The 26339-nt window shown below is 61.7% G+C and carries 27 protein-coding genes and 1 other RNA gene; 9 read left to right on the top strand and 19 right to left on the bottom strand.

Features of this window, described 5'->3' with window-relative positions:
- Positions 1–16 precede the first annotated feature (16 nt).
- The 6 genes from AC1D06_RS18625 to AC1D06_RS18600 all read right to left on the bottom strand — a co-directional run bounded on the left by AC1D06_RS18625 (position 17) and on the right by AC1D06_RS18600 (position 7620).
- Positions 17–394, bottom strand: a complete 378-nt coding sequence (locus AC1D06_RS18625) for a hypothetical protein (protein WP_477883302.1) — start codon at positions 392–394, stop codon at positions 17–19.
- 71 nt (positions 395–465) lie between these two features.
- A complete protein-coding gene (infB, locus tag AC1D06_RS18620; protein WP_477883304.1) occupies positions 466–3405 on the bottom strand; it encodes a translation initiation factor IF-2 in 2940 nt (979 codons plus the stop codon).
- Between the two features lie 70 nt (positions 3406–3475).
- The gene (locus AC1D06_RS18615; RefSeq protein WP_477883305.1) at positions 3476–4123 is read right to left on the bottom strand and encodes an RNA-binding protein; all 648 of its coding nucleotides are present in this window, start codon (positions 4121–4123) and stop codon (positions 3476–3478) included.
- A 30-nt stretch (positions 4124–4153) separates the two neighbouring features.
- A complete protein-coding gene (nusA, locus tag AC1D06_RS18610) occupies positions 4154–5776 on the bottom strand; it encodes a transcription termination factor NusA (RefSeq protein ID WP_477987387.1) in 1623 nt (540 codons plus the stop codon).
- Positions 5777–5829: 53 nt separating this feature from the next.
- On the bottom strand, positions 5830–6423 hold the full coding sequence (rimP, locus tag AC1D06_RS18605) for a ribosome maturation factor RimP (protein ID WP_477883307.1): 594 nt from the start codon (positions 6421–6423) through the stop codon (positions 5830–5832).
- Positions 6424–6498: 75 nt separating this feature from the next.
- A complete protein-coding gene (locus AC1D06_RS18600) occupies positions 6499–7620 on the bottom strand; it encodes a hypothetical protein (RefSeq protein ID WP_477987386.1) in 1122 nt (373 codons plus the stop codon).
- A 227-nt stretch (positions 7621–7847) separates the two neighbouring features.
- Here AC1D06_RS18600 and AC1D06_RS18595 point away from each other — a divergent pair, with 227 nt between their 5' ends.
- Together AC1D06_RS18595 and AC1D06_RS18590 are read left to right on the top strand one after the other, a co-directional pair.
- Positions 7848–8183: an ArsR/SmtB family transcription factor gene (locus AC1D06_RS18595; protein WP_477883309.1), complete on the top strand. Its 336-nt coding sequence runs from the start codon at positions 7848–7850 to the stop codon at positions 8181–8183.
- On the top strand, positions 8176–8622 hold the full coding sequence (locus AC1D06_RS18590; RefSeq protein WP_477987385.1) for an SRPBCC family protein: 447 nt from the start codon (positions 8176–8178) through the stop codon (positions 8620–8622). Before AC1D06_RS18595 ends, AC1D06_RS18590 begins: the two co-directional genes overlap by 8 nt.
- A 37-nt stretch (positions 8623–8659) precedes the next feature.
- Here the strand turns inward: AC1D06_RS18590 and AC1D06_RS18585 are convergent, their stop codons facing one another.
- The 4 genes from AC1D06_RS18585 to AC1D06_RS18570 form a co-directional block, all read right to left on the bottom strand.
- Positions 8660–9922, bottom strand: a complete 1263-nt coding sequence (locus AC1D06_RS18585) for a lytic murein transglycosylase (protein WP_477987384.1) — start codon at positions 9920–9922, stop codon at positions 8660–8662.
- 201 nt (positions 9923–10123) lie between these two features.
- Positions 10124–10729, bottom strand: a complete 606-nt coding sequence (recR, locus tag AC1D06_RS18580; RefSeq protein ID WP_477883312.1) for a recombination mediator RecR — start codon at positions 10727–10729, stop codon at positions 10124–10126.
- A 36-nt stretch (positions 10730–10765) separates the two neighbouring features.
- The gene (locus tag AC1D06_RS18575) at positions 10766–11377 is read right to left on the bottom strand and encodes a LysE family translocator (RefSeq protein WP_477987383.1); all 612 of its coding nucleotides are present in this window, start codon (positions 11375–11377) and stop codon (positions 10766–10768) included.
- 59 nt (positions 11378–11436) lie between these two features.
- Positions 11437–12024 carry a TetR/AcrR family transcriptional regulator gene (locus AC1D06_RS18570; protein WP_477987382.1) on the bottom strand — a complete coding sequence of 196 codons (588 nt, stop codon included), beginning with the start codon at positions 12022–12024 and terminating at the stop codon, positions 11437–11439.
- 85 nt (positions 12025–12109) lie between these two features.
- Here AC1D06_RS18570 and AC1D06_RS18565 point away from each other — a divergent pair, with 85 nt between their 5' ends.
- From AC1D06_RS18565 to AC1D06_RS18555, 3 genes are all read left to right on the top strand, one after another.
- Entirely contained in the window at positions 12110–13000 is an 891-nt protein-coding gene (locus AC1D06_RS18565; protein ID WP_477987381.1) for an alpha/beta hydrolase family protein, read from the top strand.
- Between the two features lie 57 nt (positions 13001–13057).
- The gene (locus AC1D06_RS18560) at positions 13058–13942 is read left to right on the top strand and encodes a PhzF family phenazine biosynthesis protein (protein WP_477987380.1); all 885 of its coding nucleotides are present in this window, start codon (positions 13058–13060) and stop codon (positions 13940–13942) included.
- Positions 13943–14037: 95 nt separating this feature from the next.
- Positions 14038–14631: a YdeI/OmpD-associated family protein gene (locus AC1D06_RS18555; RefSeq protein WP_477987379.1), complete on the top strand. Its 594-nt coding sequence runs from the start codon at positions 14038–14040 to the stop codon at positions 14629–14631.
- Positions 14632–15007: 376 nt separating this feature from the next.
- Here AC1D06_RS18555 and AC1D06_RS18550 read toward each other — a convergent pair whose 3' ends face one another.
- The 3 genes from AC1D06_RS18550 to ffs all read right to left on the bottom strand — a co-directional run bounded on the left by AC1D06_RS18550 (position 15008) and on the right by ffs (position 17376).
- The gene (locus AC1D06_RS18550; protein WP_477883321.1) at positions 15008–15331 is read right to left on the bottom strand and encodes a YbaB/EbfC family nucleoid-associated protein; all 324 of its coding nucleotides are present in this window, start codon (positions 15329–15331) and stop codon (positions 15008–15010) included.
- Between the two features lie 12 nt (positions 15332–15343).
- Positions 15344–17179 (bottom strand): DNA polymerase III subunit gamma/tau, encoded by a 1836-nt coding sequence (locus AC1D06_RS18545; protein WP_477987378.1) that lies wholly within the window; start codon positions 17177–17179, stop codon positions 15344–15346.
- Positions 17180–17278: 99 nt separating this feature from the next.
- Positions 17279–17376, bottom strand: an RNA gene (ffs, locus tag AC1D06_RS18540) — signal recognition particle sRNA small type.
- 91 nt (positions 17377–17467) lie between these two features.
- Here ffs and AC1D06_RS18535 point away from each other — a divergent pair.
- Genes AC1D06_RS18535 through AC1D06_RS18525 form a run of 3 tightly spaced genes read left to right on the top strand, consistent with a single transcriptional unit; the run spans position 17468 to position 19364 of the window.
- Positions 17468–17872, top strand: a complete 405-nt coding sequence (locus AC1D06_RS18535) for an HIT domain-containing protein (protein WP_477987377.1) — start codon at positions 17468–17470, stop codon at positions 17870–17872.
- Positions 17872–18840 (top strand): NAD(+) diphosphatase, encoded by a 969-nt coding sequence (nudC, locus tag AC1D06_RS18530; RefSeq protein WP_477987376.1) that lies wholly within the window; start codon positions 17872–17874, stop codon positions 18838–18840. Before AC1D06_RS18535 ends, nudC begins: the two co-directional genes overlap by 1 nt.
- 11 nt (positions 18841–18851) lie before the next feature.
- Positions 18852–19364, top strand: a complete 513-nt coding sequence (locus AC1D06_RS18525; protein ID WP_477987375.1) for a heme-degrading domain-containing protein — start codon at positions 18852–18854, stop codon at positions 19362–19364.
- 32 nt (positions 19365–19396) lie between these two features.
- Here the strand turns inward: AC1D06_RS18525 and AC1D06_RS18520 are convergent, their stop codons facing one another.
- Together AC1D06_RS18520 and AC1D06_RS18515 are read right to left on the bottom strand one after the other, a co-directional pair.
- Positions 19397–19957 carry a PAS domain-containing protein gene (locus AC1D06_RS18520; protein ID WP_477987374.1) on the bottom strand — a complete coding sequence of 187 codons (561 nt, stop codon included), beginning with the start codon at positions 19955–19957 and terminating at the stop codon, positions 19397–19399.
- Positions 19958–20089: 132 nt separating this feature from the next.
- On the bottom strand, positions 20090–20857 hold the full coding sequence (locus tag AC1D06_RS18515) for a glutamine amidotransferase (RefSeq protein ID WP_477883331.1): 768 nt from the start codon (positions 20855–20857) through the stop codon (positions 20090–20092).
- A 246-nt stretch (positions 20858–21103) separates the two neighbouring features.
- Between AC1D06_RS18515 and AC1D06_RS18510 the strand changes: the two genes are divergently transcribed.
- Positions 21104–21541, top strand: coding sequence for an OsmC family protein (locus AC1D06_RS18510; RefSeq protein WP_477883332.1), 438 nt, complete (start codon positions 21104–21106; stop codon positions 21539–21541).
- Positions 21542–21543: 2 nt separating this feature from the next.
- Here AC1D06_RS18510 and AC1D06_RS18505 read toward each other — a convergent pair whose 3' ends face one another.
- The 4 genes from AC1D06_RS18505 to ku form a co-directional block, all read right to left on the bottom strand.
- Complete coding sequence (locus AC1D06_RS18505; RefSeq protein ID WP_477987373.1) at positions 21544–22452, bottom strand: hypothetical protein; 909 nt, start codon at positions 22450–22452, stop codon at positions 21544–21546.
- Positions 22453–22466: 14 nt separating this feature from the next.
- Positions 22467–23876: a DUF5939 domain-containing protein gene (locus AC1D06_RS18500; protein ID WP_477883335.1), complete on the bottom strand. Its 1410-nt coding sequence runs from the start codon at positions 23874–23876 to the stop codon at positions 22467–22469.
- Between the two features lie 124 nt (positions 23877–24000).
- Positions 24001–25410 (bottom strand): DUF5939 domain-containing protein, encoded by a 1410-nt coding sequence (locus AC1D06_RS18495; RefSeq protein ID WP_477987372.1) that lies wholly within the window; start codon positions 25408–25410, stop codon positions 24001–24003.
- A gap of 116 nt (positions 25411–25526) precedes the next feature.
- Positions 25527–26336, bottom strand: a complete 810-nt coding sequence (gene ku, locus AC1D06_RS18490) for a non-homologous end joining protein Ku (RefSeq protein ID WP_477883339.1) — start codon at positions 26334–26336, stop codon at positions 25527–25529.
- Between the last annotated feature and the right edge of the window lie 3 nt (positions 26337–26339).

The raw sequence follows: 26339 nt of genomic DNA, 5'->3' as shown, positions 1-26339 counted from the left end.
GCAGACTTGCGGCTGATCAATTGCCGTCGACGGTGATCGGCAGCTGGTTTTCCTTGCCGACCGACAGCGCCCGGCTGCCGATCAGGTCGACGGCCGCACCGTCCTTGGTAGCCGTGGCCTTGACGACGCTGAAGCCGGTAACATTGCAGTCGGTGTCGGTGGTGATCTTCACCCGCTTCCTGCCGACGCTGTTGGCGCCCAGCGTGATGTCGTCCAGTGTCGCGTTGCCGGTGGCGGTGTCGTTGGGGTCGAATTGCGGGCGCAGCACGATCTCGACGTTCGAATAGGTGACCGTCTTGTCACGCAGGGTGAAATCGAAGGCACAATAGCCCTGGCCGCCCGTCAGCATGTTCGTGTTGGTGAGCACGAGTGCGAGAAAATGGGCGGTAAACATTCAAGAAGGCTCCATTCAACATGAAAATGGCGGCCGAAGCCGCCATGATCCTAGTCAGGATTGTGTCCACATCACAGCGTGCGCGTGACGTGTTCGACACGGAAGCATTCGATGACATCGCCCTGGCGGATGTCTTCGTAATTCTCGAAGGCCATGCCGCATTCCTGGCCGACCTGCACGTCCGAGACTTCGTCCTTAAAGCGCTTGAGCGTCTTGAGCTTGCCTTCGTGGATGACGACGTTGTCGCGCAGCAGGCGCACGCCGACGCCACGCTCGACCTTGCCTTCGGTGACGCGGCAGCCCGCGACCTTGCCGACCTTGGTAATGTTGAACACTTCCAGGATCTCTGCGTAGCCGAGGAAAGTCTCGCGCCGCTCCGGCGACAAGAGGCCGGACATGGCCGCCTTCACATCGTCCGTCAGGTCGTAGATGATGTTGTAGTAGCGGATTTCGATGCCCGCGCGTTCGGCCGCATCGCGCGCCTGGGGATTGGCGCGGACGTTGAAGCCGATGATCGCGGCGTTCGAGGCTTCCGCCAGCGCCACGTCCGATTCGGTGATCGCACCGGCGCCGGAATGAACGATCCGGGCACGGACTTCCTCGGTGGAAATCTTGTCCAGAGCGCCGGCAATGGCTTCGATCGAGCCCTGCACGTCGCCCTTGATCACCAGCGGGAATTCCTTGACGCCGGCAGCAGTCAGCTGCGTCATCATCTGTTCCAGCGAACCGCGCTGGCCAGCATGGCGGGCCACGGCCTTTTCGCGCGTCAAGCGCTGGCGATATTCGGCGATTTCGCGAGCACGGCTTTCGTTCTCGACGACGGCGAACTTATCACCCGCCTGCGGCGTACCCTGAAGACCGAGGATTTCGACCGGGATCGCCGGGCCGGCATCCTTGAGATGCTCACCGCGGTCATTGACCAATGCGCGCACACGGCCCCACTGGTCGCCGGCGACGATGATCTGGCCGGGCTTCAGCGTGCCCTTTTGCACCAGAACGGTAGCAACGGAGCCGCGGCCGCGATCGAGCTTGGCTTCGATGACGGAGCCTTCCGCCGTACGGTTCGGGTTGGCGCGCAGGTCGAGGATTTCCGACTGCAGCAGGATGGCTTCGAGCAGTTTGTCGAGGCCGGTGCCGGTCTTGGCCGACACTTCGACATCGAGCACTTCACCGCCCATGGTTTCGACGAACACTTCATGCTGCAGCAGTTCGGTCCGGACCTTCTGCGGATTGGCAGACGGCTTGTCGACCTTGTTGATCGCCACGATGATCGGCACGCCGGCCGCCTTGGCGTGGTTGATCGATTCGATCGTCTGCGGCATGACGCTGTCGTCGGCCGCAACCACCAGGATGGCAATATCGGTCACCTGGGCACCGCGGGCACGCATCGCGGTGAACGCAGCGTGGCCGGGCGTGTCGATGAAGGTGATCTTCGAACCGTTCTTCTCGACCTGATAGGCGCCGATATGCTGCGTGATGCCGCCGGCTTCACCGGCAACCACGTTGGCATTGCGGATAGCGTCGAGCAGCGAGGTCTTGCCGTGGTCGACGTGACCCATGATGGTCACGACCGGCGGACGCGGCAGCGTTTCCTCGGCTTCGTCGGCGCGGTTGAAGATGCCTTCTTCGATGTCTGACTCCGATACGCGCTTGACGGTGTGGCCGAATTCGACGGCGATGAGTTCGGCGAGGTCGGCATCGATGATGTCGCCCGGCTTCAGCATCTGGCCTTCCTTCATCAGGAACTTGATGACGTCGACCGAACGTTCGGACATACGTTGTGACAATTCCTGGATGGAAATGGTTTCCGGCAGGATGACTTCGCGGAGAACCTTTTCGCGTGTCTCCTGCATCTGCGCACGGCGGAACTTCTCCTGCCGGCGCCGCATCGAGGCCAATGAGCGGCCGCGTGACGGCGAGCCGTCATCATCTTCGCCGGTGACCACGACCTTTGCGGGCGCGCGACGGTTGTCTTCGACCTTGCGTGCAGGCTTGGGGGCCTCGACGCGAACGCCGGGCTTGCTGCTGCGCGGAGGACCGCCACGACCACCGCGATCGTCCTCTTCCTCACCGCGGCCACGGCCACGGCCGGGCTGGGCAAGGCCGGGTCTACCGGGTCCGGCGGGCTCCGGCTGTGCGGCAGGTGCAGGTCGGCCATCGGGACGACGCGCCTGCGGTCCGCCAGCACCATCAGGCCTGCGAGCCTGCGGTCCACCGGCACCATCTGTCCTGCGGGCTTGCGGCGCCGTGGCGTCGGCGCGTCGAATAATTTCGGCGACCGGTGCCGTGCGAGCGACTTCAACGGCGGGTTCCGGAACCCGCGCTTCGGCGACGGTTTCGACCTCGACAACCGGAGTGGCTTCGACAGGGCGCGTGGCTTCTTCCGCCTTGCGGGCAGCGTCTTCGGCGGCGCGGCGGGCAGCTTCCTCGGCCATGGCGCGTTCGCGGCGTACCGCTTCTTCGGCGCGCTGCTGCGCTTCTTCGGCGTCGCGGATCGCGGCCTGGGCAAGCGCGCGGCGGCGGGCCTCGATCTCGCCTGCGGAAAGATCGTTGAGCACATTGCCTGAACGGCCGCCATCGGGCCGCCGTGGCTGGCTCGACTGGTCGGGCCGGCGCTGCTGCTGGCCCTGCTGATCGGGGCGGCGCTGCTGATTGTTCTGCTGGTCGGGCCGACGCTGCTGGTTATTATTCTGCTGGTCAGGGCGGCGCTGCTGCTGGAGCGGCTGGCCCTGCTGGTCCGGACGCCGCTGCTCCGTCGGCTGGATGCGCGGCTGTGGTTGCGCCGGCTGCTGCACCGGCTGCGGACGCGCCTGGACTATCGGCGTCACGACAGCCGGCTTCTCATCCTGCGGACCGGTCGGCCGGCGCTTGCGGGTTTCCACGACGACAGCCTTCGTGCGGCCGCGCCCCATATCCTGGCGCACCGTGCCCTGTGCAAGGCCCGACGGTTTCAGCGTCAGCGTCTTCTTGCCTGATACATGCAAAGTCTTGTCGTCGTTATTATCGTTCATTCCGGTCCCGTTTTTTCCGAGGGCTCCCGCCGGCGGGCGAGCGTCCTTCGTCTAACAATCATCGCGGCAGTCATCTGTCGGAAGCTTTGCCTGAACTGCCGCCACGATAGGTCTCGAGCAGTTTCGCGCGCTTCACTACACCCTCACCGGCCTGCCCTGCAAGCGCTACGGCGTGGATAAATGCATTATCGCCCATCAGTTTTGCCATTTCCTCATAGCTGAGAAGCTGGAAAGCCGGCGGTTCTTCCTCTTCCATCGTCAGAGCCCAGGCCTTGCGCGCCTGGGCGATCTTGCGCACTCCGTCGTCGGCGGCATCGGTGGCGTGAAACACCGCGAGCGCCTCGCCGGCGCGCACTGCATTGTCCACCTTCATCGTGCCGGAGAGGAACTGGCCGGCCTTGCGGGCCATGTTCATCATCCCGGTCATGTTCGTGACCAGGAGATGGTCCACCTGATCGGCGAGATCGGCCGCAGGCCTCACATCTTTCTTGAATGCTCTTGCAAATATGTTCTTTTGAACAGCTTTTTCAAGTGTCCGCCGCTCGGCTTTCACCGAACAGCCGCGTCCCGGCAGCACCCGCTTCAGGTCCGGCACCACCGAACCATCAGGGCCGGCGACGAAGCGGATCATCTCGTCGGCCGGCAGAGCCTCGCGGGTTACGATGCACATGCGTTCGCCCATGAATTCGTCCTGATCCGTTTCGTTTTCGGACTTCATGAGCGACCGCCGATCTGCCCGAGACTAGTCTCAGGCTTCCTCTTCGATTTCGTCGGACTGGTCGGCGCTGGCCGCGGCAAGCGCCTCGGCTTCCTTGGCGAGGTCCTCCTCGGTAATCCAGCCCGCAGTCAGGCGGGCCTGTACGATCATGTGCTCGGCATCGGCACGCGACACATCGAGCTTCTGAAACAGGCCTTCGAAACGCTTGGTTTCGCCGTTCTTCTTCTCGACCCAGCCGACCAGGTCGTCGGCAGCGCAGCCGGCGAAATCCTCGATCGTCTTGATGCCGTCTTCGCCGAGCGCCACCAGCATGCGGGCGGTCATGCCCTCGATCTGGTAGAGTTCGTCCTCGACGCCCAGTTCCTTGCGCTTCTCGTCCATCTCCGATTCGAGGCGGTCGAGATATTCGCGGGCGCGGGCCTGGATTTCGGCCGCGGTCTCCTCGTCGAAGCCGTCGATCGAGGAGATTTCGCTGGGATCGACGAAAGCGAGTTCCTCGACCTGGGCAAAGCCTTCTGAGGCAAGCACCTGGCCGACCATCTCGTCGACGTCGAGCGCTTCCATGAACAGCTGGGTACGTTCGTTGAATTCTTTCTGGCGGCGGCCCGATTCTTCCTGCTCGGTCAGGATGTCGATATCCCAGCCGGTCAGCTGCGACGCGAGGCGGACATTCTGGCCGCGGCGGCCGATGGCCAGCGACAGCTGCTCGTCCGGCACCACGACTTCGATGCGCTCGGCATCTTCATCCAGAACGACCTTGGCGACTTCGGCCGGCTGCAGCGCATTGACGATGAAGGTCGCCGGGTCCTGCGACCAGGGAATGATGTCGATTTTCTCGCCCTGCAATTCGCCGACGACGGCCTGGACGCGGGAGCCGCGCATACCGACGCAGGCGCCGACCGGATCGATCGACGAATCGTTGGAGATGACGGCGATCTTGGCACGCGAACCGGGATCGCGGGCGACCGAGCGGATCTCGATGATGCCGTCGTAGATTTCAGGCACTTCCATGGTGAACAGCTTGACCATGAACTGCGGATGAGTGCGCGACAGGAAGATCTGCGGACCGCGCTGCTCGCGGCGTACGTCGTAGACATAGGCGCGGACACGGTCGCCGGGGCGCAGCGCCTCGCGCGGGATCATCTCGTCGCGGCGGATAATGCCTTCGCCACGGCCGAGATCGACGATGACATTGCCATATTCGACACGCTTGACCGTGCCGTTGATGATCTCGGAGATTCGGTCCTTGTATTCGTCGAACTGGCGGTCGCGCTCGGCCTCACGCACTTTCTGCACGATCACCTGCTTGGCCGACTGGGCGGCGATACGGCCGAAATCCATCGGCGGCAGCGGGTCGGCGATGAAGTCGCCGATCTGGGCGTCCGGATTGCGGTCGCGGGCCAGAAGTAGCGGAATTTCCCTGGAATAATCCTCGGCCTGTTCGACGACTTCCAGCAGGCGCTGCAACTTCATCTCGCCGGTCTTCGGGTTGATGTCCGCCTTGATGTTGGATTCGGTGCCGTAGCGAGAGCGAGCCGCCTTCTGGATCGCATCGGCCATCGCGGCGAGCACGATCTCGCGGTCGATGGATTTTTCGCGGGCAACCGCGTCGGCGATCTGGAGGAGCTCCAGCCTGTTAGCACTCACTACCATCGTCTTTAGTCTCCGTTATGGATGGTCGTTTCCGAGGATGCGCCTTTGGGCGATCAGTCCTCGTCGTCCTCTTCGATGTCATTCTGGTTTGCGGCGGCACGCGCGGCCTTGTCGGCTTTCAGCGCGTCGCGGATCAAGTCATCGGTCAGGATCAGTTTCGCCTCGGCCAGCGCCGAAAAAGGAATGGTGATCTCGCCTGCTTCGTCCCTGCTCGTCTGCTCCCGGTCGAGGACGAAACCGTCGTCCGTGACGCTCACGATCTTGCCGCGGAACCGCTTGCGGCCCTCGACCATGACCGAAGTCTCGCACTTGATCAGGTGGCCGGCCCACTTGCGAAAATCGCCCTTGCGGACCATCGGCCGATCGATCCCCGGTGAGGACATTTCGAGATTATACGCCTTGTCGATCGGGTCTTCCACATCGAGCACCGGCGAAATCGCCATGGACAGCGCTTCGCAATCGTTGACAGTCATCGTGCCATCGGGCTTTTCGGCCATGATCTGCAGCGTCGTGCCATTCTGGCTCGTGAGCTTCACTCGCACGAGCTGATAGCCCATGTCGACGATAACCGGCTCGATGATGGCCGCGACGCGCGCGTCGATGCCGGTTTCGGTGATCAGTCTCGGTTCGATAACCGTTTCGTTCATCGTTCTCTTTTCGTCCGGCAGGCCGGAGCTAACAAAAAAGAGCGGGTCCTCGCGGCCCCACTCTTCATCAACAGATCAAGAATTTGAGGCTCGTATAACCCCATCAGGGACCGATTGCAAGGCAAAACCCGTTTTCCACTTTCGCAGTGCAAAACCGATCAAGCGGTAGCCCAACCTGCCAAGTTTCCAGAGGATGCGAAGCACGACAAAGGCCGCCCATAACAGCCACAGGCCGGCACTGATCAGCCACGACATCACGTGGAGCAGAAATTCGCCGAAGCGGAAGGTCAGCCGCGCCCCGCGCTTGAGGAGGAGCGCTCCGCGGAATTTATTGCCCAGCCGGTCCGACATGCGTTCGAGTTGCCGCACATCGCCGGTCGTTTCGGCTGATTCGAGCACTTGCAGCGTGCCGCGATAGCCCTGCTTGGCGAAGACGCCCTCGAGCGCCGAGCCGGTCTGGCCGAGCTCCTGTACCACGCGCGGCTTGATCAGCCGTTTGGCCTCGTCGGCGGCGGCGGTGATATTCCAGTCACCAAGATTGCGGCCGATGTCGCGGAGTACCCGGTTATCGACGGCATCCGCGGTCAGCCGGATCAATTGCTTTTCCAGCGCTTTCGACAATCGGCCCATCCGCTTCGCTGCCTTGAGCGCCGAGACGCCGACTTTGCCGGCTGCGGACGTGCCACCGCTGAAAGTCAGCGCCGCCGTCATAACGATGCCGGTCGCCGCGAGCGCGACGGTGAGATTATCCTGATTGGGATAGGCCCAGGCCTGCTGCGCGAGATCTCGGACATCGCCGACGACAGTCAGGTCCGAAGCCACCGCACCGGCGAAGGCGGTCGGGCTATCCGCCTGCCCGGTCACGACGCCATCCCACAGCTGACCGGCGGAGCGCGTCAGGCTGAATTCCTCGGCATCGCCGATCTGCTGCAGCAAGGGGCCGCTGATCTCGATTCCCCGGTTTGCAGCGAGGTCGGCCAGGCTGCGGGCCAGTTCCGCATCGTCCTTGGCAAGCGCCGCGGCGATTTCTTTTTCGTAGTCTGCCTTGCCAAGACCGGAGAGGCGATAGAGCAGCATCTGCACGGGATCGTCGCGGAAACCGAAAATCCGCACCGCCTCGAGGGCGCGCGGCAAAACCTCATAACCCGACAGCACCAGCGATGCCGCCAGGCCGATGCGCATCAACAATCCAAGCATGAAAATCCGGCCGGGGCGCTCGGCGCCAAGGCGCCTTTCCTGCCCATTGGCCGACAAATGCGGGTTTTTCAAGACTGGCAGGTGTCTTATCTGCACCCGCAACCTTCAAGGGGAGGGGCGAAGCTTGGGGATATCGGTCGAGCGGTAATCAGAGCCTCTATAAAAATATTCACCCATATGGTTGACTAATGGCTTGAGATATAATATTCAACCACTAGGGTGAATAAATGGAAGACGAAGCCTTGTCACGCATCCTCAAAGCCGTCGGCGATACGACGCGACGGCAGATTCTCACGCTTCTCGTGCAGGAGGGGCCGCTGAGGGTGACGGGTCTTGCCTCCCATTTTGACATGTCGCTGAACTCCGTTTCCAAGCACATCAAGGTCTTGGAGGAGGCGGGACTGGTCACTCGCCGGACCATGGGTCGGGAACATTTCATCGCCGCCGAGCTCGCACCGCTCAGGCACACGGAGAAATGGTTCGGGCAATTGAAGTCGGTCTGGGAACTGCGCCTTGCCGCGCTCGATCAACTGCTGACGCTAGAGGATAACGACCATGAGTGACGCTGCCACGATGAATGAACTGGAACTGACCATCAACCGCCGCTTCGCCGCCTCGCGCGAGCGCGTCTTCAACGCCTGGCTCCAGCCCAGGACGCTCGCCAAGTTCATGAAGCCCACCGATCTCGAACATCTTGATGCGGTGGTGGAGAACGACCCGGTGAAGGGCGGCCGCTTCTCGATCCTGATGAAGATGGAGGAGAAGGATATCCCGCATGAAGGGACCTATCTCGAAATCGACCCCTATTCGCGCCTGCAATTCACCTGGGAATCGGCCAATTCGCTCGACGACAGCGTCGTCACCATCGACCTCGTGGAAGTCGACGGCAACACCACCGATCTCACGCTGCATCAGGTGAAGTTCAAGAGCGAGAGCCTGCGCGACGGCCACATCATGGGCTGGACACGCATGCTCGACGTGCTGACCCGCGTGCTGGACTGACAGGACCAGAACGGCCGGGCGGCAAGCCGCCCGGCCGTCAGATCTTTTTCAACAACTGCTCGTCGGGATAGCATGTCGCCGCCAGCCCATGCTTTTCCTGCCAGCGGCCGATCGAGCGGCGGGTCTTGAAGCCCGGCAGGCCGTCGACCTTGCCGACATCACTGCCCGTCTTGGCGAGTTTCTTCTGCATAGACAGCACGTCAGAGCGCAGCATGGACCCGATATCGCCCCATGGCGCCTTGAAGGCGCCGGAGCCATAGGTGATGCGATCGGACAGATTTGCGATGAACAGCCCGTAGAGATCGGAATTGTTATATTCCTTGATCACGTAAAAATTCGGACTGACGATAAAGACCGGTCCATGCGTGCCGGCCGGCACCAACATCATGCTGTCGGCCTTCATCTCGTCCGACGCGAAAGCCTTGCCGGAGATGCGTTCAATACCGAGTCCGGCCCAATATTTCAGCGGCTTGGCGACATCAGGCCCTTCCAGGGAGCAGGAGACTTTGCTTGGAATGGTCACTTCATAGCCCCAGCCCCGGCCACGCTGCCAGCCCTTGGCGACGAGATAGTTGGCGATCGAGCCGAGCGCATCCGGCACCGAATTCCAGATATCCTTCTTGCCATCGCCATCCATGTCGACGGCATATTTGAGATAGCTCGACGGCATGAATTGCGGTTGGCCCATCGCACCCGCCCAGGAGCCCTTCATCATCTTCGGATCAATGCCGGCCTGCACCATGGCCAGCGCCGCCAGCAGCTCCGCCTTGAACAGATCTCTGCGGTCGTCGCTCATAAAAGCCTTGGTGGCGAGCACGTCCATTTCCGAACTGGCAATCTTTGCCTGCCCATAGCCGGTTTCGCGGCCCCAGATGGCGAGCACGATCTCGCCCGGCACGCCGAAACGCTTTTCGATGCTTTTCAGCAGCTTCGCATGCTGGCCGGCATAGGCACGGCCATCGGCCGTCAACTTGGCGAGCCGCTTCTCGCTGAAATAAGGCCCCGGCGAGGAAAATTCCGCCTGGCTCTGCTTCTTCTCTTTTTTCGGCTTTTCGCCCGGCGGCGTCAGGTCCGGCAGGCTCCAGTTGATGGCAACGCTGTCAAAGGCAAGATCGAAGGCCTTGCGAGAAATGCCCTCGGCTTTCGCTGCCGGCCAGATGTCGCTTTCGATCCAGGCGTGGAATTGTTTTTCCACTGCGGCCTTAGAGGTGGCGTGGGCGGGGAGGGGGAGTGAGGAGAAGACGATCATCAAGAGTGCAGCGACCGCGTTCCGGATACCCCCCTCTGCCCTGCCGGGCATCTCCCCCTCAAGGGGGGAGATCGACTCGCGGCGACCGCTCGCCTTAGTCTCAGCGTTCGAATTGAGGCGAGGAGCGTGCCCCCATCCAATCTCCCCCCTTGAGGGGGAGATGTCCGGCAGGACAGAGGGGGGTGCCGGCACCCGCGACGCACCAAGGAAAATCGACAGAAACGTCCGCACCTCAGTTCTCCTCGCCTGCCATCAAATCGCCGTCCGCGACCTCAGTGCCGCTGTCAAGGTCCCATCGTCGAGATAATCCAGTTCCCCACCCACCGGCACGCCATGCGCGAGCCGCGTGATCTTGATGTCGAGCCCGGCCAACTGGCTGGTAATGTAATGCGCCGTCGTCTGCCCCTCGACGGTGGCGTTGACGGCGATGATGATCTCCTTGACGCTGCCGCCCATCACCCGCTCGATCAGCCCGCGAATGTTGAGGTCATCCGGCCCGACGCCGTCGAGCGGCGACAGCGTGCCGCCCAGCACATGATAGGCGGCATTCATCGCGCTCGCCCGCTCCAGCGCCCAGAGGTCGGAAACATCCTCCACCACAATGATGACGGAATGATCGCGTCGTTCATCGGTGCAGACGGTGCAGGGATCGATCGTATCGACATTGCCGCAAACCGAGCAGATCCGTACTTTCTGATGTGCTTCGCTCATGGCATTCGCCAGCGGCCCCAGCAACTGATCCTTCTTCTTGACGAGATGCAAAGCCGCTCGCCGCGCCGAACGCGGCCCCAGTCCGGGCACTTTGGCCAGGAGCTGGATAAGTTTTTCGATTTCGGGGCCGGTGACTCGTTTTGCCATGAGGCGCTCTTAGCGCAGATCAGCGACGGAAGGGAACTATTTCGTCGCAATCGCCACCGCCGCACCCGCCATCAATCCAGCGCTGGTTCGGTTGGCGATCTTCACTGCACGGCTGCTCCTAAGCAAAAGCCGGGCCTTCGAGGCGAACAGCACCCAGGCGAGGTCGACGAAGACCAACACGGCGAACATCACGCTCACCAGTTCCAGCCAGCCGGACAGCGTCACAGCGTTCAAATCGATGATTGTCGGCAGGAGCGCGACGTAGAACATCATGATCTTCGGATTGCCGAGCGTCACCGTCAAACCGGCGAAGAACAGTTTGCGCGCCGAGCCGGTCTCGGGCAGGGCGCCGCCATCGGTGTCGGTCGGCGCTCGCCACATTTTCCAGGCGAGAAAGAGCAGATAGGCGACACCGATACATTTGATCGCAACGAAGACATAATGGAACGTCTCGGCAATGGCCGCCAGTCCCAGCACGGCGCAGGAGAGCCAGACCGCTTCGCCGACCCACATCGCTGCCAGAAATGGGAAGACGTCTCGGGCGCCGCGGGTCAGCACACGGGCGATGAGTGCGGCGATGCTCGGACCGGGCGAACCGGCGGCAATCAGTAGCGCGCCGGCAAAAATGGCTAGGGATGCAAGTGTCATGACGCTCCTCCGTCGAAGCGCGAACCATAATGCCGGTGACAGTCGGCAGGCAAGCGCTGTTAAAGGTTGCCTGCCGATCGGGCCAGTGCCGACTGGATGAGGCTGCGCGCGGCTTCGCCTGCCGTCGTGAAATAGGATGGTTCCCGGTGCAGCATGGCGACCGAAAAGGCGCCATCCAGCAGCAGCCGGATCTGCTGCGCCAACGGTTCGGCATGTCCGATGCCCGCTTCGGCAAGGCAGTTGGCAAGCCAGGTTTCCACCTTTTTCTTGTGATCCGCTCCAGCTTTGATCGCCGGGTGCCCAGGCAGGTTGATGAGTTCCGCCGAGGTACGCAGGAAGCCGCAGCCTTTCCATTTTGGATGTTTCGCAGCTTCCGCAAGGTGGTCGAAGATGGCGGCGATCTTTTCGTCGATCGCGCCCTCGGCCTCGCAGAACCATTTCTGAAAGGCCGAAAGGTTCGGCAGGTCGCGATAGTCGAGATAGGCGGCGACCAGGTCGTCCTTGCTGCGGAAATGATAATAGAGCGAGCGTTTTGTCAGGCCTGCTTCTTCAGCGATCGCATCGACGCTGACGCGGCCGATCCCCTCGCGGTAGAACAGCCGGTTGGCGGCGGCGACGATGCGTTCTCGGGTCGAAATTTCGCTCATGATGCAAAGTATACCGACCAGTGAGTATACACAAGCTGAGCGTTTCACCATTCTATGGGATGCGAGACAGCTAACGAGGACGATCTTGGAAGGCACCCAGACGCAAATCATCTGCAACGACGGCGTCAAGCTCGGCGGGCACTGGTGGAAGATGCAGGGCCAGCATCCCAGCGGCACGGTGATCATCAATCCTGCCACCGGCGTCCGGGCACGCTATTATCATCGCTACGCCGCCTTCCTTGCCCTGCATGGCTTCGATGTGCTGACCTATGATTACCGCGGCATCGGCCTCTCGCGGCCGGTGCAGCTCAGAGGCAAGCGCTATAGCTGGCGCGACTGGGGCGAGAAGGATTTCGATGCCGCGCTGCGCCATGCGCTGCAAAGCGAGCCGGCGTCACCGATCCTGGTCGTCGGCCATTCGATCGGCGGCTTCCTGCCCGGTTATTCGGAAAATGCCTGGAAGATCTATCGCATGCTGACCCTTGGCGCCCAGCATGCCTATTGGCCGGACTATGCCGCCCGGCAGCGCATCGGCCTGGTGCTGAAATGGCATGTGCTGATGCCGGCCGTGACGGCGGCATGCGGCTATTTCCCCGGCTGGCTGGTTGGCAAGCTGGAGGACCTGCCCGCCGATGTCGTCTGGGCCTGGAGCTTCGGCGGCCGCCATATGGAGCGCTGGTTGCCGGACGAGGAAAGACAGAAAATCCTCAAACGTTTCGCCGAGGTCGGCGCGCCGATCCTGGCGCTCAGCATGTCGGACGATCATTTCGGCACCAAGGCCGCGATCAATCGTACGCTCGATTATTATCGCACGGCTGATGCCACCAAAGTCATGCTCGATCCGACCGATGTCGGCTTTGACCGCGTCGGCCATTTCGATCTCTTTCACGCCCGCCACGAATCGAGCTTCTGGCTCGATACCCTGCTCTGGCTGCGCGACGGCATAAATCCCTGGCCGCAGAGACAGTTTTACTAGATAGAGGAGGCGGCTGCAGCGCCGCCGCGCAGCCGCTTGCATGACTGGGAGGATTCTATGCACCTGACCTATCACACCGTCGATGTCTTTACCCGCACCCGCTTCGGCGGCAATCCTCTGGTTGTCGTGCTCGGGGCCGATGCGCTGAAAACCCCGGAGATGCAGGCCATCGCGCGCGAATTCAATTATTCCGAGACGACTTTCGTTCTCCGCCCGGTCGATGCAGGGCATACTGCCAATGTGCGGATTTTCACGCCGGCAGTGGAAGTCCCGTTTGCCGGGCACCCGAATGTCGGAACTGCCTTCGTTCTGGCGAGCCTGGAAGAGGCGCACAAGTCCGAAGAATTCATCTTCGAAGAACAGGCAGGGCTTGTTCGCGCCCGTATTGTCCGCCGCCAGGGGCTGCTCGACCAAATCGAGCTGACAGCGCCGCAAAAGCTCACGACCGGACGCTCGTTCGGTCTGGATGAGGTTGCGGCCTGCCTGTCGTTGACAGCGGCAGACCTGGCCACCGGCTTGCAGCCGCCGCGCGTCGTCTCCGTTGGCCTGCCATTCCTCGTGGTCGAGATCGCCACCCGGGATGCTTTGGCGCGTGCACGCGCCAAGGAAGAAGCCTTCACGCGGATTTTCCCCTCTGACGGCGCCGACGCGATCTATCTCTATTGCCGGGAATTGAACGAGCGTGACGGCGAAGTGGATTTCACCGCACGCTTGTTCGCACCTTTCGACGGCCTGCCTGAAGATCCCGCCACCGGCAGCGCGACCGCCGCGACCTGCGCTCTGATCGCATCGCTCGAAGGCGGAAAACGTCGTCAATTCCGGATCGCACAGGGGATCGACATGGGTCGGCCCAGCCTGCTTTCAGCAGCGGTCGATGAAGACGGAACAGTTCATATCGGCGGCTCCTGCGTGCCGGTGATGACGGGAACGCTGAGCGTCTAGGAACGTCGTCTCCCACTTAAACCCTTGGCCATGAAGGTGGTTTTACTAGAGCGCCGAATTCGGTCATGATGTGCGAACCGGAGGAAAGGTGCGTCATGACTGAGAAAAAGACGAATCCCAAGGTCGATGCCTTCTTGGAAAGGGCCGACAAATGGCGGGAGGAATTCGAGAAATTGCGCGCGATCGCGCTGGATTGCGCTCTCACCGAGGAACTGAAATGGGGCCAGCCCTGCTATGCGGTGGACGGGAACAACATCGTCCTGATGCATGGCTTCAAGGAATATTGCGCGCTGCTGTTCTTCAAGGGCGCGCTGATGAAGGACCCCAACGGCATTCTCATCCAGCAGACGGAGAATGTGCAGTCGGCGCGGCAGATCCGCTTCACCAATACCGGCGAAATCGCGCAGCTGAAGCCGGTGTTGAAGGCCTATATTCTCGAGGCCATCGAGGTGGAGAAAGCGGGCCTCAAGGTCGAGATGAAGAAGACCGAGGAATTCGCTATGCCCGACGAATTCAAGGCGAGGCTGGATGCAGATTCGTCGCTGAAGGAAGCGTTCGCGGCGCTGACGCCGGGTCGGCAGCGCGCCTATCTGCTGCACTTTTCCCAGGCCAAGCAGGCGAAGACGCGAGAGGCGCGGATTGACAAGTGCATTCCGGATATTTTTGTGGGGAAGGGGTTGAATGATTGAAGTGGCGATGATGTCCCCCCGCTCCTCAGCGAGGCATGACAATCGCATATGGCATACCCCCTGCCCTGCATCTCCCCCTCAAGGGGGGAGATTGGCTAGAGGCATGCACCTCGGCTAAAATACCCGCTAAGAACTGGGTTTGAGACTATTGTTTTTGTGGCAGAGCGGTGCCGCATCCAATCTCCCCCCTTGAGGGGGAGGTGCCCGGCAGGGCAGAGGGGGGTATCGCCGCAGATGCGATTGCCCTTGCCAGCGGGAAGACGGTTCGAAGGACGGGTCCAGTATGAATGGGGGGGATTCACCCCTGGGCGCCCTGTCATAGCGTCGCATTCGCTCGGTATTCTTCCTGAGAGGAGAGGAGACAATCGCTCTCCACTCAGAACGGAAACTTCATCCCCGGCGGCAGCGGCAGGCCTGCCGTGAGCGAGGCCATTTTTTCCTGCGCCTGGGCTTCGCCCTTGTCCTTGGCATCCTTGTGGGCGGCGACGATCAGGTCTTCGAGGATTTCGACATCGTCTTCCTTGAATAGCGACGGGTCGATCTTCAGCGAAGCCATCTGGCCCTTGCCGTCGAGGACGACGGTGACGAGGCCGCCGCCGGCTTTGCCTTCGACCTTGATGGCGGCGATCTCAGCCTGCGCCTGCTCCATCTTGGCCTGCATTTCCTTGACCTTGCCCATCATGCCCATGAGGTCGCGCATCATCTTCTCCTGTTATTCGTCGTCGTCCGGGGTTTCGAGGCCGGCTTGTGCCTCGCTCTCGTCGTCATTTTCTGCGTCCGCATGCACCACGACATTGACCACGCGGGCGCCGGGGAAACGGGCGAGGATGGCCGCCACGTCCGGGTCGGCGCGGGCGGCGTCGAAATTTTTCTCGCGCTGCTGCGCTTCCTCCTCGACCAGCGTCAGCCCGCCGGGATCGCGGCTGAGGATGACCAGCCAGTTGATGCCGGTCCATTCCTTGAGCTTCAGCGAGAGATCGTTGACCAGCGATTTCGGCGCATCCGGCGAGAGAACGATTTCCAGCTTGCCGGGTTCCAGCCGCACAGGCCGGACGAACTGGCGAAGCTGCGCCTTGAGCTTCATGTCGCGGTTTTCGCCGGCGAGATTGGCGATGTCGGCGAGCGAGCGGATCTGGACTTTGGGTTCCGGCTGGGCCTCGACCTTCGGCGGCGCCGGCATTTCGGCTGGCCGCATATCGGGAACCGAACGCAGCATTGCTGTCGGTCCACCTTGAGAGCGTGAAGGCGTGGGCTGCTCGAAGCCGCGGGCTTCAGCCGGCGCTGCCTGCGTCATCGGTGCGCCGCCGCCATTGCCGGGGCGCGGGGCGGGGCCGGAGGACGGCGCGGAAATCTCGCCGTTCTGCAGTCCGGCGATGCGCCGCACTGCTTCCTCAGGTGAGGGCAGGCTGCCCGCATGCGCCAGCCGTATCAGCACCATTTCGGCGGCACCGAACGGCCGGGCAGAATTTTCCGTTTCCGGAATGCCCTTGAGCAGCATCTGCCAGATGCGCGACAGTGTCGTCACCGCAATCGAACTGGCGAATTCCGCGCCCTGCACCCTCTCGACTTCGCTGAGCGACGGGTCGTTGGCGGCTTCGGGAATATATTTGAGCCGCGTCACCAGATGGGTGAAATCGGCAAGATCGGTGAGCACCACGACGGGATTGGCGCCGGCTTCATATTGTCCGGCGAATTCCTTCAGCGCCGCGGCGATATCGCCCTTGGCGACCTGACGGAAAAGATCGGCGATGCGGGCGCGGTCGGCGAGACCGAGCATGGCGCGCACGGCAGCGGTTTCGACATGGCCGCTGCCATGGGCGATCGCCTGGTCGAGCAGGGAAAGGCCGTCGCGGGCCGAACCTTCGGCGGCGCGCGCGATCAGCGCCAGCGCTTCCGGCTCTGCCGTGATGCCTTCCTTCGCCGAGATGGTCGTGAACAGCCCCGTGAGATCGGCGGCAGAAATGCGGCGCAGGTCGAATCGTTGGCAGCGCGACAGCACGGTCACTGGCACTTTGCGGATTTCCGTCGTGGCGAAGATGAATTTCACATGCGGCGGCGGCTCTTCCAGCGTCTTCAGCAGGCCGTTGAAGGCAGCCGTCGACAGCATATGCACTTCGTCGATGATATAGACCTTGTAGCGTGCCGAGGCCGGCTTATAACGCACCTGCTCGATGATCTCGCGGATGTCGTCGATGCCGGTATGCGAGGCGGCGTCCATTTCGATGACGTCGACATGCCGGCCTTCCATGATCGCCTGGCAGTGGATGCCCGGCTCGCGCAGGTCGATCGTCGGCTTGTCGATCGTCTCGGTCTTGTAGTTGAGCGCGCGGGCGAGAATGCGGGCGGTCGTGGTCTTGCCGACGCCGCGCACGCCGGTCAGCATATAGGCCTGCGCGATGCGGCCGGTCTCGAAGGCATTGGTGAGCGTCCGGACCATGGCCTCCTGGCCGACCATGAGGTCGGAAAAATCCTTCGGCCGATATTTGCGTGCGAGCACGCGATATCCGGTCTTCTCGGTCTCTCCGGCGGGGATCAGGTCGTCTGCCATTTGGTCCTTGGTTCTCTATCCGTGGCGGCAAACTAGCCGTTCCGGCCGGAAATGGAAATTCCGGTCCGCGACAAACTTCACCAGTCCACGGAAAAAGGGGTGGGAGGCCGGCACGATGACCCGTACCGAAGCTCGTTGGGGCTGCTTCCTTCCGGACCTGACCCGGTTGGCGAGTGGCGCGTCCACCACCAGCCTCCCGCTGTCCATATCGTCAATATCGCTTGCGATTGCAAGCCAAAGAAAAAATAATCTGCTAAGCAGAGAAGAATTACATGTGGGGGGAAGCCGGTGCAGGCGTTCAAGCTCGACCAAAGGCTGGAAAATGATTCGGCCCTGATCACCAAGATCGGCCTCTGCCAGCTCCGGCTGATGAATGACAGCCGCTGGCCCTGGCTGATTCTCGTGCCGCAGCGGCCGGATGTGTCAGAACTCTTCGACCTCACGCCGCTCGACCAGACCATGCTGACCTTCGAGACCAATCTCGTCGCGGTGGCACTGAAGAACGCGACGGCGCCGACGAAAATCAATATCGCTGCCATCGGCAACATTGTTCGGCAGTTGCATGTGCATATCATCGCCCGCTATGAAAACGATCAGAACTGGCCGGGTCCCGTCTGGGGTTTCGGCCAGCGCCGACCTTATGCGGATGCTGCCCGCGCCGCATTGATGAAAACCATATCGGATGCCCTTTGATGCGCAATCACTCGATCTTCGACGTCCTGGAGCCCCATCCGGAACCCTCGGCACTGGTGGCCTTTTCCGACAACAAGCTCGACCGGCAGTCGGAACACCGGCCGGCCGACTGTGTCGAGCAGGCGTTGAAGCATGAGGGCGTGCATCTCTATGCCTTCTCCGGCGGCAAACTGGTGCTGAAACATGAGGAGCAGGTGGTCGACCCGCTGTTTGCGCCTTATGAACTCGGCAATCTGCAGCCGGATTTCGACAATGCCGTGCTGCTCGGATTCGAGAAGACGGGCGAGCCGAGGCTGGCCGTTCCCGTCGGCATCGACCCCGAAACTGCCCCCGACCTGAAATTTGCCGATGGCCGCACATTGATGCGCGAGGCGCTGATCGGCGAGGAACTGCTCGGCGAGTTCGCCCAGGCCTCGTCGCTGATCTCCTGGAACCTCTCCTGCCGCTTCTGCGGCAGGTGCGGCGCCCCGACCGTGTCGGAAGCGGGCGGCTACCGGCGCAAATGCACCGCCTGCGGCACGCTCTACTTTCCCCGCACGGATCCGGTGGTGATCATGCTCACCATCGACATTGCCAGCGACCGCTGCCTGATGGGCCGTTCGCCGCATTTCTCGCCGGGCATGTATTCCTGCCTCGCCGGCTTTCTCGAGCCGGGCGAGACGATCGAGAGCGCCGTGCGCCGCGAGACCTATGAGGAATCCGGCATCGAGACGGGCAGGATACGTTATCACGCCAGCCAGCCCTGGCCGATGCCGCACTCGCTGATGATCGGCTGCTATTCCGAGGCGGTGACGCTGGACGTGACGCCGGATACGCGCGAGCTCGAAGACTGTCGATGGTTCACCCGCGACGAAGTGCTGGCGATGATCGAAGGCACCCATCCGGATGAGATTTTCGTGCCGGTCAGCGGTGCGGTCGCCTATCGGCTGATCCGCGACTGGCTCGACTGGCCAGAGACGGCTGAGTGAGGGGAAGGACGATGGCCGAGACGAACAAGGACGACATCAACAGCGGGATCGCGGAGCGGATCGCAATCCTCAGGAAGCAGGAGACGCTGGCGCAGTTCCAAAGCTTTACTGAAGAGACCGCCTTCGATCTCGGCTCGGTACTCTATGGCCTTGTGCGCGGCAAGCGGCAAACGGTCGTGGTCAATATCCGCACCGCCGATCGCGCGCTGTTTCACGCGGCCATGCCAGGCGCCACGCCGGACAATGACCATTGGGTTCGCCGCAAGAGCAATGTCGTGCTCCGCTTTCACCAGTCGTCACTGCTTTATGGCCAGCAATTGCTTGAAAAGGGCAGGGTGGTCGGCGAAGAATGGGGCCTCGATCCACTCGACTACGCCGCCCATGGCGGCAGCTTCCCCATTCGCCTGAAGAAGGCCGGCGTCATCGCCGCGATCACCGTCTCCGGCCTGCCGCAGCTCGACGACCATCGCATGGTCATCGAGGCGCTCGGACAGTTCCTGAAACTGGAATTGCCGGGATTTTAGCCGGCTAAGAATCCTGGAATCACGTTGGGAGATCAGTGCAGCCGAACGCCCTGAGGGCTGACGGCGATATCGCTTTCCTGCCAGCCGGCTTCGATCAGGGCATCGATGATCTTCTCTGCCAGCGCCGGCCTGTTCTCGCGGCAGGCCGCATCATAGGCCGCCAGCAGATGACCGATGATCGGGCCGCCGTGAATATCGATCGTCGATTTCGGAAACACCATGCCTGAATAGTGCGAGGGCTCGCCGGATTCGTCGCGGAAGCAAGCGCCGAAAGCGATCACCTCGACCATCGAGCCATCCGGCCGGCAGACGCGGTACTGCTCGCAAAACGGATTGCCGGTCAGCATCGTATCGTGGATGGACTTGGCGACACGCGGCTGGTCGTCCGCATGGATGCGCTCGATATAGCGAAGCAGCGGCAAGCCGTTTCTGCCCTCAACGGCGCTGAAGCCGAAGCACTCGGCGGCGAGGCTGTCGACATAGACCGTGTCCGTGGTGATAACCCAGGTATAGACACCGGACGCTTTGACGACTGGCTCCGACGTGTTGACGGCAAACACGCGAGTATCGGTGCGATCATGCGACTTGGGCACGTTGGTCCTTGATGTAAGGGAATCACAATTCCCTTTTCGGAGATGTCGAATAACTATTCAATCGCGTTTTTATGTTCATTGACGCAGCGCAAATAGTTAGACGCTTATACACATTGCTGATCGGACGAATCCTTAATCGCCGGCAGCCCAACCGATCATCTGTTCGAACAATGTCTTGTAACCGCTCCAGGCGATGAAGCCGGGTGGCAGCCAATGCGGACCGACATCCGACGTCCAGGCGACCGTACGTCCCTTGCCATAGGTCCCGGTGACGAGCAGGGGCAGCGAACCATATTCCGACGAGACGGTGGCAAGGACCTCTGCATCGTCCTTCGGCACGACCTCGTTGAAGCCGAGCAGGATCGGCCAGTCCGTGCCGAGCCCGCTGAGGATCGGATGGCTGTCGCCGCCGGTCACCACCGGTATGTAACCCTCCGGCACCTCGACGCGGTCGTCTATGGCAAGACACTGTACGGGCAGCACCTCTTCGACTGGCGTGCGATGATAGCGCGCCCCGCCATTGATCCCCTGGAAACTGTAATAGCCGCCGAACATCAGCAGCCCGCCACCGCCGCGGACATAGTCGCGCAACAGTTTCAACCGGTTCGGCGTCGGCTTGGACGAGATCCAGGTATCCGGGTGCAGAAGCAGCGTGTTGGAACCGAGATCGGAGAGCACGACCGCGTCATAGGCCGAAAGCGCCTCGATCGTCTGCGGAAAATCGCGTTGCGCCTGATGCGCCGGCATGAAGGTCACATCGAGCGGGCCGTCCTTGAGTGCCGCCAGCAATTCGTCGGCGCCCGTGTGATGCGTCACAGTCGAAAACTGATCGAAACCCTTGATATGGGTCGCAGTCGAAACCCAGGACTCTCCCGCAAGCAGCACTTTCTTCTTCGACATCGTTTCCCCCGATCAAGCTTCGATGACAGATTAGAGCGCTTTGCGTTCTAATGGAATCAGAACCGCGCTCTAAACTTTTGTTTTGCGCATGTCGTTATCCTGAAACCGGTTCCCACTTTCAGGCGACATGCTCAAGTCAATCGATACAATTCTTGAAAGGCGTCTGCGAACAAATTTGGGTGTCTTGGTTGCTACATCGACTTCGGATAGATTGCCGTCGCTGTTATCCGTCAACAGGAGGAAATCATGAAGAGAAACGCCAAGGCCGTCTGGCAGGGCACGCTTACCGAAGGCACCGGCTCATTGACGTCGCAGAGCGGCGCGCTCTCGTCGCTGCCCTATTCGTTCAAGGGCCGCTTCCAGGACGAATCGGGCCAATCCGGCACCAATCCCGAGGAACTGATCGCCGCAGCACATGCCGGCTGTTTTGCCATGCAGCTGTCGCATTTCCTCGCCGAGAACGGCACGCCCGCGCAAAAGCTCGAGGCCACCGCGACGGTCACCATCGATCCCGATCCGGCCAACGGCTTCACCATCAAGTCGAGCAATATCGAGCTCGTCGGCACCGTGGCGGGCCTGGATGACGCAAAATTCCAGGAGCTCGCCGCCAAGGCCAAAGCCAGCTGCCCGGTCTCGCGTGCGCTGGGCGCCATCGAGGTGCAGCTTTCGGCCCGTCTCGGCTGATCCTATAGAGTGTTGCTTTCCGCTGGGGTGGGCGTTCGCGCCCACCTCATTCCATTGGAAAACACCAGCACGTCCCCATTCAATGCGACGGTCGTCAGAGTGTTGCGTCCTGGAAAGGCCGCAAGCAGGCCGCTCTGGATCCGCGACAGGCTGCCCTGTGGCTGCGCCTCGCCCCGGTCGAAGATCAGCGCCGTCCGCGCGGAAATCGGCTGCACCAGCTTTTCGCCATTTTCGTACCTGCCCGCGACAACGGCGATGTCAGSCTCGCTTTCGCCGGAAAACAGCTTTGCGACCATGTCCGGAGCGACCCGGAGCGACAGCGCCCCAACGAAGCGGTGGTCGAGCCGCTCGTCATGCAGGTCAGCCGTTTCCGCCAGTTCAGCGACGCTGCGGCTGAGGAATTTCAGCCGGTAGTTTTGCGCTCCATAGCCATCCAGCGCCGCGACGATGTGCTCATAGGCAGCGCGTCCCAGCCCGAATTTGCGGTCGAAATCGGCCTCGTCTTCGGCGAATTGCGGCAGGTTGTGCTGCGAATTGGAAAGCACAAATGTCTTCTCCGTCTCCGAACGGATCAGATCGGAAAACCGCTGCCAGAGCATCTGATATTTGGCATTGACCTGCTCGTGCTTGAGAGCCCAGTCCGGATGTAGCGTGAGCTTGTCCTCCTCGAGCGGATAGTCGTGCCAGAAAAACATGCCGGAGACCTCGATACCCTGGCGGCCCTCCACCGGCATGCGATACGTCGCCATCGTCTCCGGCCGATGCATGAGCGAGGCGCCATCCGTTTCCAGCGCTCGGATCAGCGCTGCGCGGCTGGTAATGTTGAAATCGAAGGGCTGCCGCTTGAGCTCTGGATGGAGCGCTTCGATCATGAAGCGCGTCTGGCAGGAAAAGCCAAGTGAAACCAGCATCGTGCTTTCAGCGCTCAGGGGATGGTGAAGATCGTGACTTCGTTGGCGATGCCACGCAGCGCCACGTTTTTCGGCACGACATCGACGCCGCGATCGGCAAGCAGGGAAGACGCCGTCGGGTCCTTGAGCACCGCGCCTGTGGCGTAGATTTCCTGCTCCGTGGCAAGATTTTGCACGCGCGAGGCGATATTCACCGTCTGGCCGAAATAATCCTGTCGTTCGTTGAGACTGACGGCGATGCAGGGGCCCTCGTGGATGCCGATCTTGAGCAGCAAATCTTCGCTGCCGCGCTCCTCGTTCAACTGGCGCATCGCCTCGCGCATTCTGATGGCGGCCGCCACGGCGCGATCCGGCGTCGAGAACGTCGCCATGACAGCGTCGCCGATGGTTTTGACCACGGCGCCGGCCTCGGCGGCGACGATCTCGTGCAGCACCCGGAAATGCGTGCGCACCAGGTCGAAGGCGACGAGATCTCCGACCCGCTCATAAAGCGCGGTCGAGCCGCGCAGATCCGTGAACAGGAAGGTGAGGCTGGTGATCTTCAGCCGCTGATCGACGTCGAGCATATCGGTGCGATAGATGTCGCGAAATGTCTGGTTCGACAGCAGCCGCTTGGCCGTCAGGAACGGTCGCCGGTGGCTGAGCATGGCATGCATCGCGTCATTGGCAAGGCAGATGGACGGGAGCGTTCGCACATCGGCGTGGTTCTCGACCTGGATGCGCACCGGGCCAGGCTGCAGCACCATGACCTCGCTGGGATCGTAGCCTTTGTCATAGATGACCGAAAAGCTTCGTCGCTCCTTTGTCGGCTCGCCCTTTACCTCTATGAACTGCACGGCATGGGTGACCGGCTCGAAGAGGATGACGAAACCCTCCGGCAGGGCCAGCGAAATGGTGCCTTTCTCCCCTGGCGGCAATTCGAGCGCATCGAGGACGAATTCACCGACAGCTTCGTCGTAATTCTCTTCGGGCAGGTCGACGCCCGAGCCCCAATAGATCTGACGGAAATATTCTTCCGGCGACAGTCTGTGAGGGTCGTGGGCAGCGATGGCGCGCACGCGCGGGCTGACGGTGAAGGTGACGTCGACCGTATCGTCCAACGTCGCCTCATATCCCGCTGCGCACAGCTTGCAGGTATATTCGCTGCCGTGGACGGTTTTGAGCGTGCTGTTGGCGCCGAGCACGCCGCCGCAGCCGGGACACAGCACGTTCCAGGAGAGTTCGAACAGGCCGAGCCGCGAGGCATGCAGGAAGGCAGCGATCGTCTGCTCCTCGTCGAGCCCTTCCTGAGCCGCGAAGGCAAGCGCATTGATACGATTGAGCTTGCGGTCCGGCGCGTCCCGGACCAGGCGCTCAAGCGCGTCGACGACATCGGCCCGCGAGGATTGGCGCAGCGTTTCGAACAGGGAGACGGTTTCGCTCATAGGGCCACCATACATCGAAATCGCCGCCGCCGACACTGTCTTTGTCGTGTCGCATGCCGAATCACAACTCCGCCCGCGCTGTGGGCAGGTGTCTGCAACACCAAGGCCACGCCGATGATTTCATTCAGGGGATGGTGAAGATCGTGACCTCATTGGCGATGCCGCGCAACGCCACGTTTTTCGGCATCACATCGACGCCGCGATCGGCAAGCAGCGTGGAGGCCGCCGGGTCGTTGAGCACCGCGCCGGTGGCATAGATTTCCTGCTCCGTGGCAAGATTTTGCACGCGTGACGCAATATTGACGGTCTGGCCGAAATAATCCTGCCGATCATTGAGATTGACGGCGATGCAAGGGCCTTCGTGAATACCGATCTTGAGCACCAGATCCTCGCTGCCGCGCTGCTCGTTCAGGCGGCGCATTGCCTCGCGCATGCGGATCGCCGCGGACACCGCGCGATCCGGCGTCGGGAACGTCGCCATGACAGCATCGCCGATGGTCTTGACCACCGCACCCGCCTCAGCAGCGACGATCTCCTGCAGCGCCCGGAAATGCGCCCGCACCAGGTCGAAGGCCGCCAGATCCCCGACCCGCTCATAGAGCGCGGTCGAGCCGCGCAGGTCGGTGAACAGGAAGGTGAGGCCCATGATCTTCAGCCGTTGATCGGCATCGAGCGTATCGGTGCGATAGATGTCACGAAAAGTCTGGTTGGACAGAAGCCGCTTGGCGGTCAGATATGGCCGCCGCTTGCCGACCAGGGCATGCATCGCCTCATTGGCGAGGCAAACCGAGGGCAGGGCGCGGACATCGGTGTGATTCTCGACCTGGATGCGCACTGGTCCGGGCTGCAGCACCATCATCTCGCTCGGATTGGGGGAACGGTCATAGATGATCGCGAGGCTGCGTCGCTCCTTGGTCGGTTCCCCCTTCACGTCGATGAATTGCACGGCATCCGTGACCGGCTCGAAGATGAAGGCGAACCCCTCGGGCAGGGTCAGCGAAATCGTCCCCTTTTCCCCGGCCGGCAGTTCGAGCGTGTCGAGAATGAACCCGCCGAGCGCCTTGTCCCAGTCCTCGTCCGGCAGATCGACGCCAGAGCTCCAATAGACCTGGCGGAGATATTCTTCCGGCGACAGTCTGTGCGGGTCATGGGCACCGATGGAACGCACCCGCGGACTGACGGTGAAGGTGACATCGACCTTGTCGTCCAGCGTGGCCTCATAATCCGCGACGCACAACTTGCAGGTATATTTGGACTCCCGGACGGTTTTGAGCGTGCTATTGGCGCCGAGCACGCCGCCGCAGCTGCAGCAGAGCACGTTCCAGGAGAGCTCGAAAAGACCGAGCCGCGATCCATGCAGGAAGGCCGCGATCGTCTGTTCTTCATCGAGCCCCTCCTGGGCCGCGAAGGCAAGCGCGTTGATGCGGTTGAGCTTGCGGTCGGGCGCCTCGCGGACCAGGCGCTCGATCGCATCGACAATAGCGGGCGGCGACGACTGGCGCAGCGCTTCCAACAGGGATGTGGCTTCGATCATGCCGGCGGTTATAGATCGAAATTGCCGTCGCCAACACTCACTTTGTTGCGCCGCACGCAGAATCTTGCCCACGACCAACCGCAGTGCCGCGGATCGATTGATTGCGCGTCGAGCGTTCACCGGGACTTTTGCCGCTCGCCTTTCAGGCTCTGCCGCAACGCGTCCATGATATTGATGACATTGCTGGTCTCCGCCGGCTTTTCCTCCGGCGCCGGCTTGCGCGTCACGGTCTTGCCGCGCTGCTTTTTCTTCTCCGCGATGATCTGCAGCAGCTCTTCCTGCACAGGATCGCTCGCCATATCCGGCTTCCAGCGCTTGACCCGCTCCTTGATCAATTGCTGCACGAGCGGCATCAGTTCATGATCGGACTTTTCCGGAATTCTGGCGAAATAGTCGCTTTCGTCGCGCACCTCGTCTCGAAAACGCAGCGCCCAGAGCACGATGCCTTTGTCGCGCGGCTCGAGCATCACCGCGCGCTCGCGCCCGCCCACAACCAGCCGTGAAATTCCCACCATCTTCGTCGCCGCCATGGCATCGCGGATGACCGAAAAGGCTTCCTCCCCGATCGGGTCGGATGGCGACAAGTAATAGGGCTTTTCCAGCCAGATCCAATGGATCGAATCATGCGGGCTGAACATTTCGATATCGATGGTGCGTACGCTTTCCAGCGCGATGGCGTCCAGCTCCTCTTCCTCGAGCATGACATATTCGTTCTCGCCGCGCTGATAGCCCTTGACCTCGTCATCCTCTTCGACTGGCCGCCCGGTCACCGAATCGATATAGCGGCTGACGACGCGGTTCTTGGTCTTGCGGTTCAGCGTATGAAAGCGAACCTTTTCGGCCTCGGATGTCGCCGGCATCATCTGGACCGGGCAGTTGACCAGGCTGAGCTTGAGATAGCCTTTCCAATAAGGACGCTGCGCCATCGC

Source organism: Rhizobium sp. P2_G2 (genome assembly GCF_056403555.1).
The sequence above is the reverse complement of the archived record's forward strand: the minus strand, read 5'-3'. Positions and strand labels throughout refer to the sequence as shown.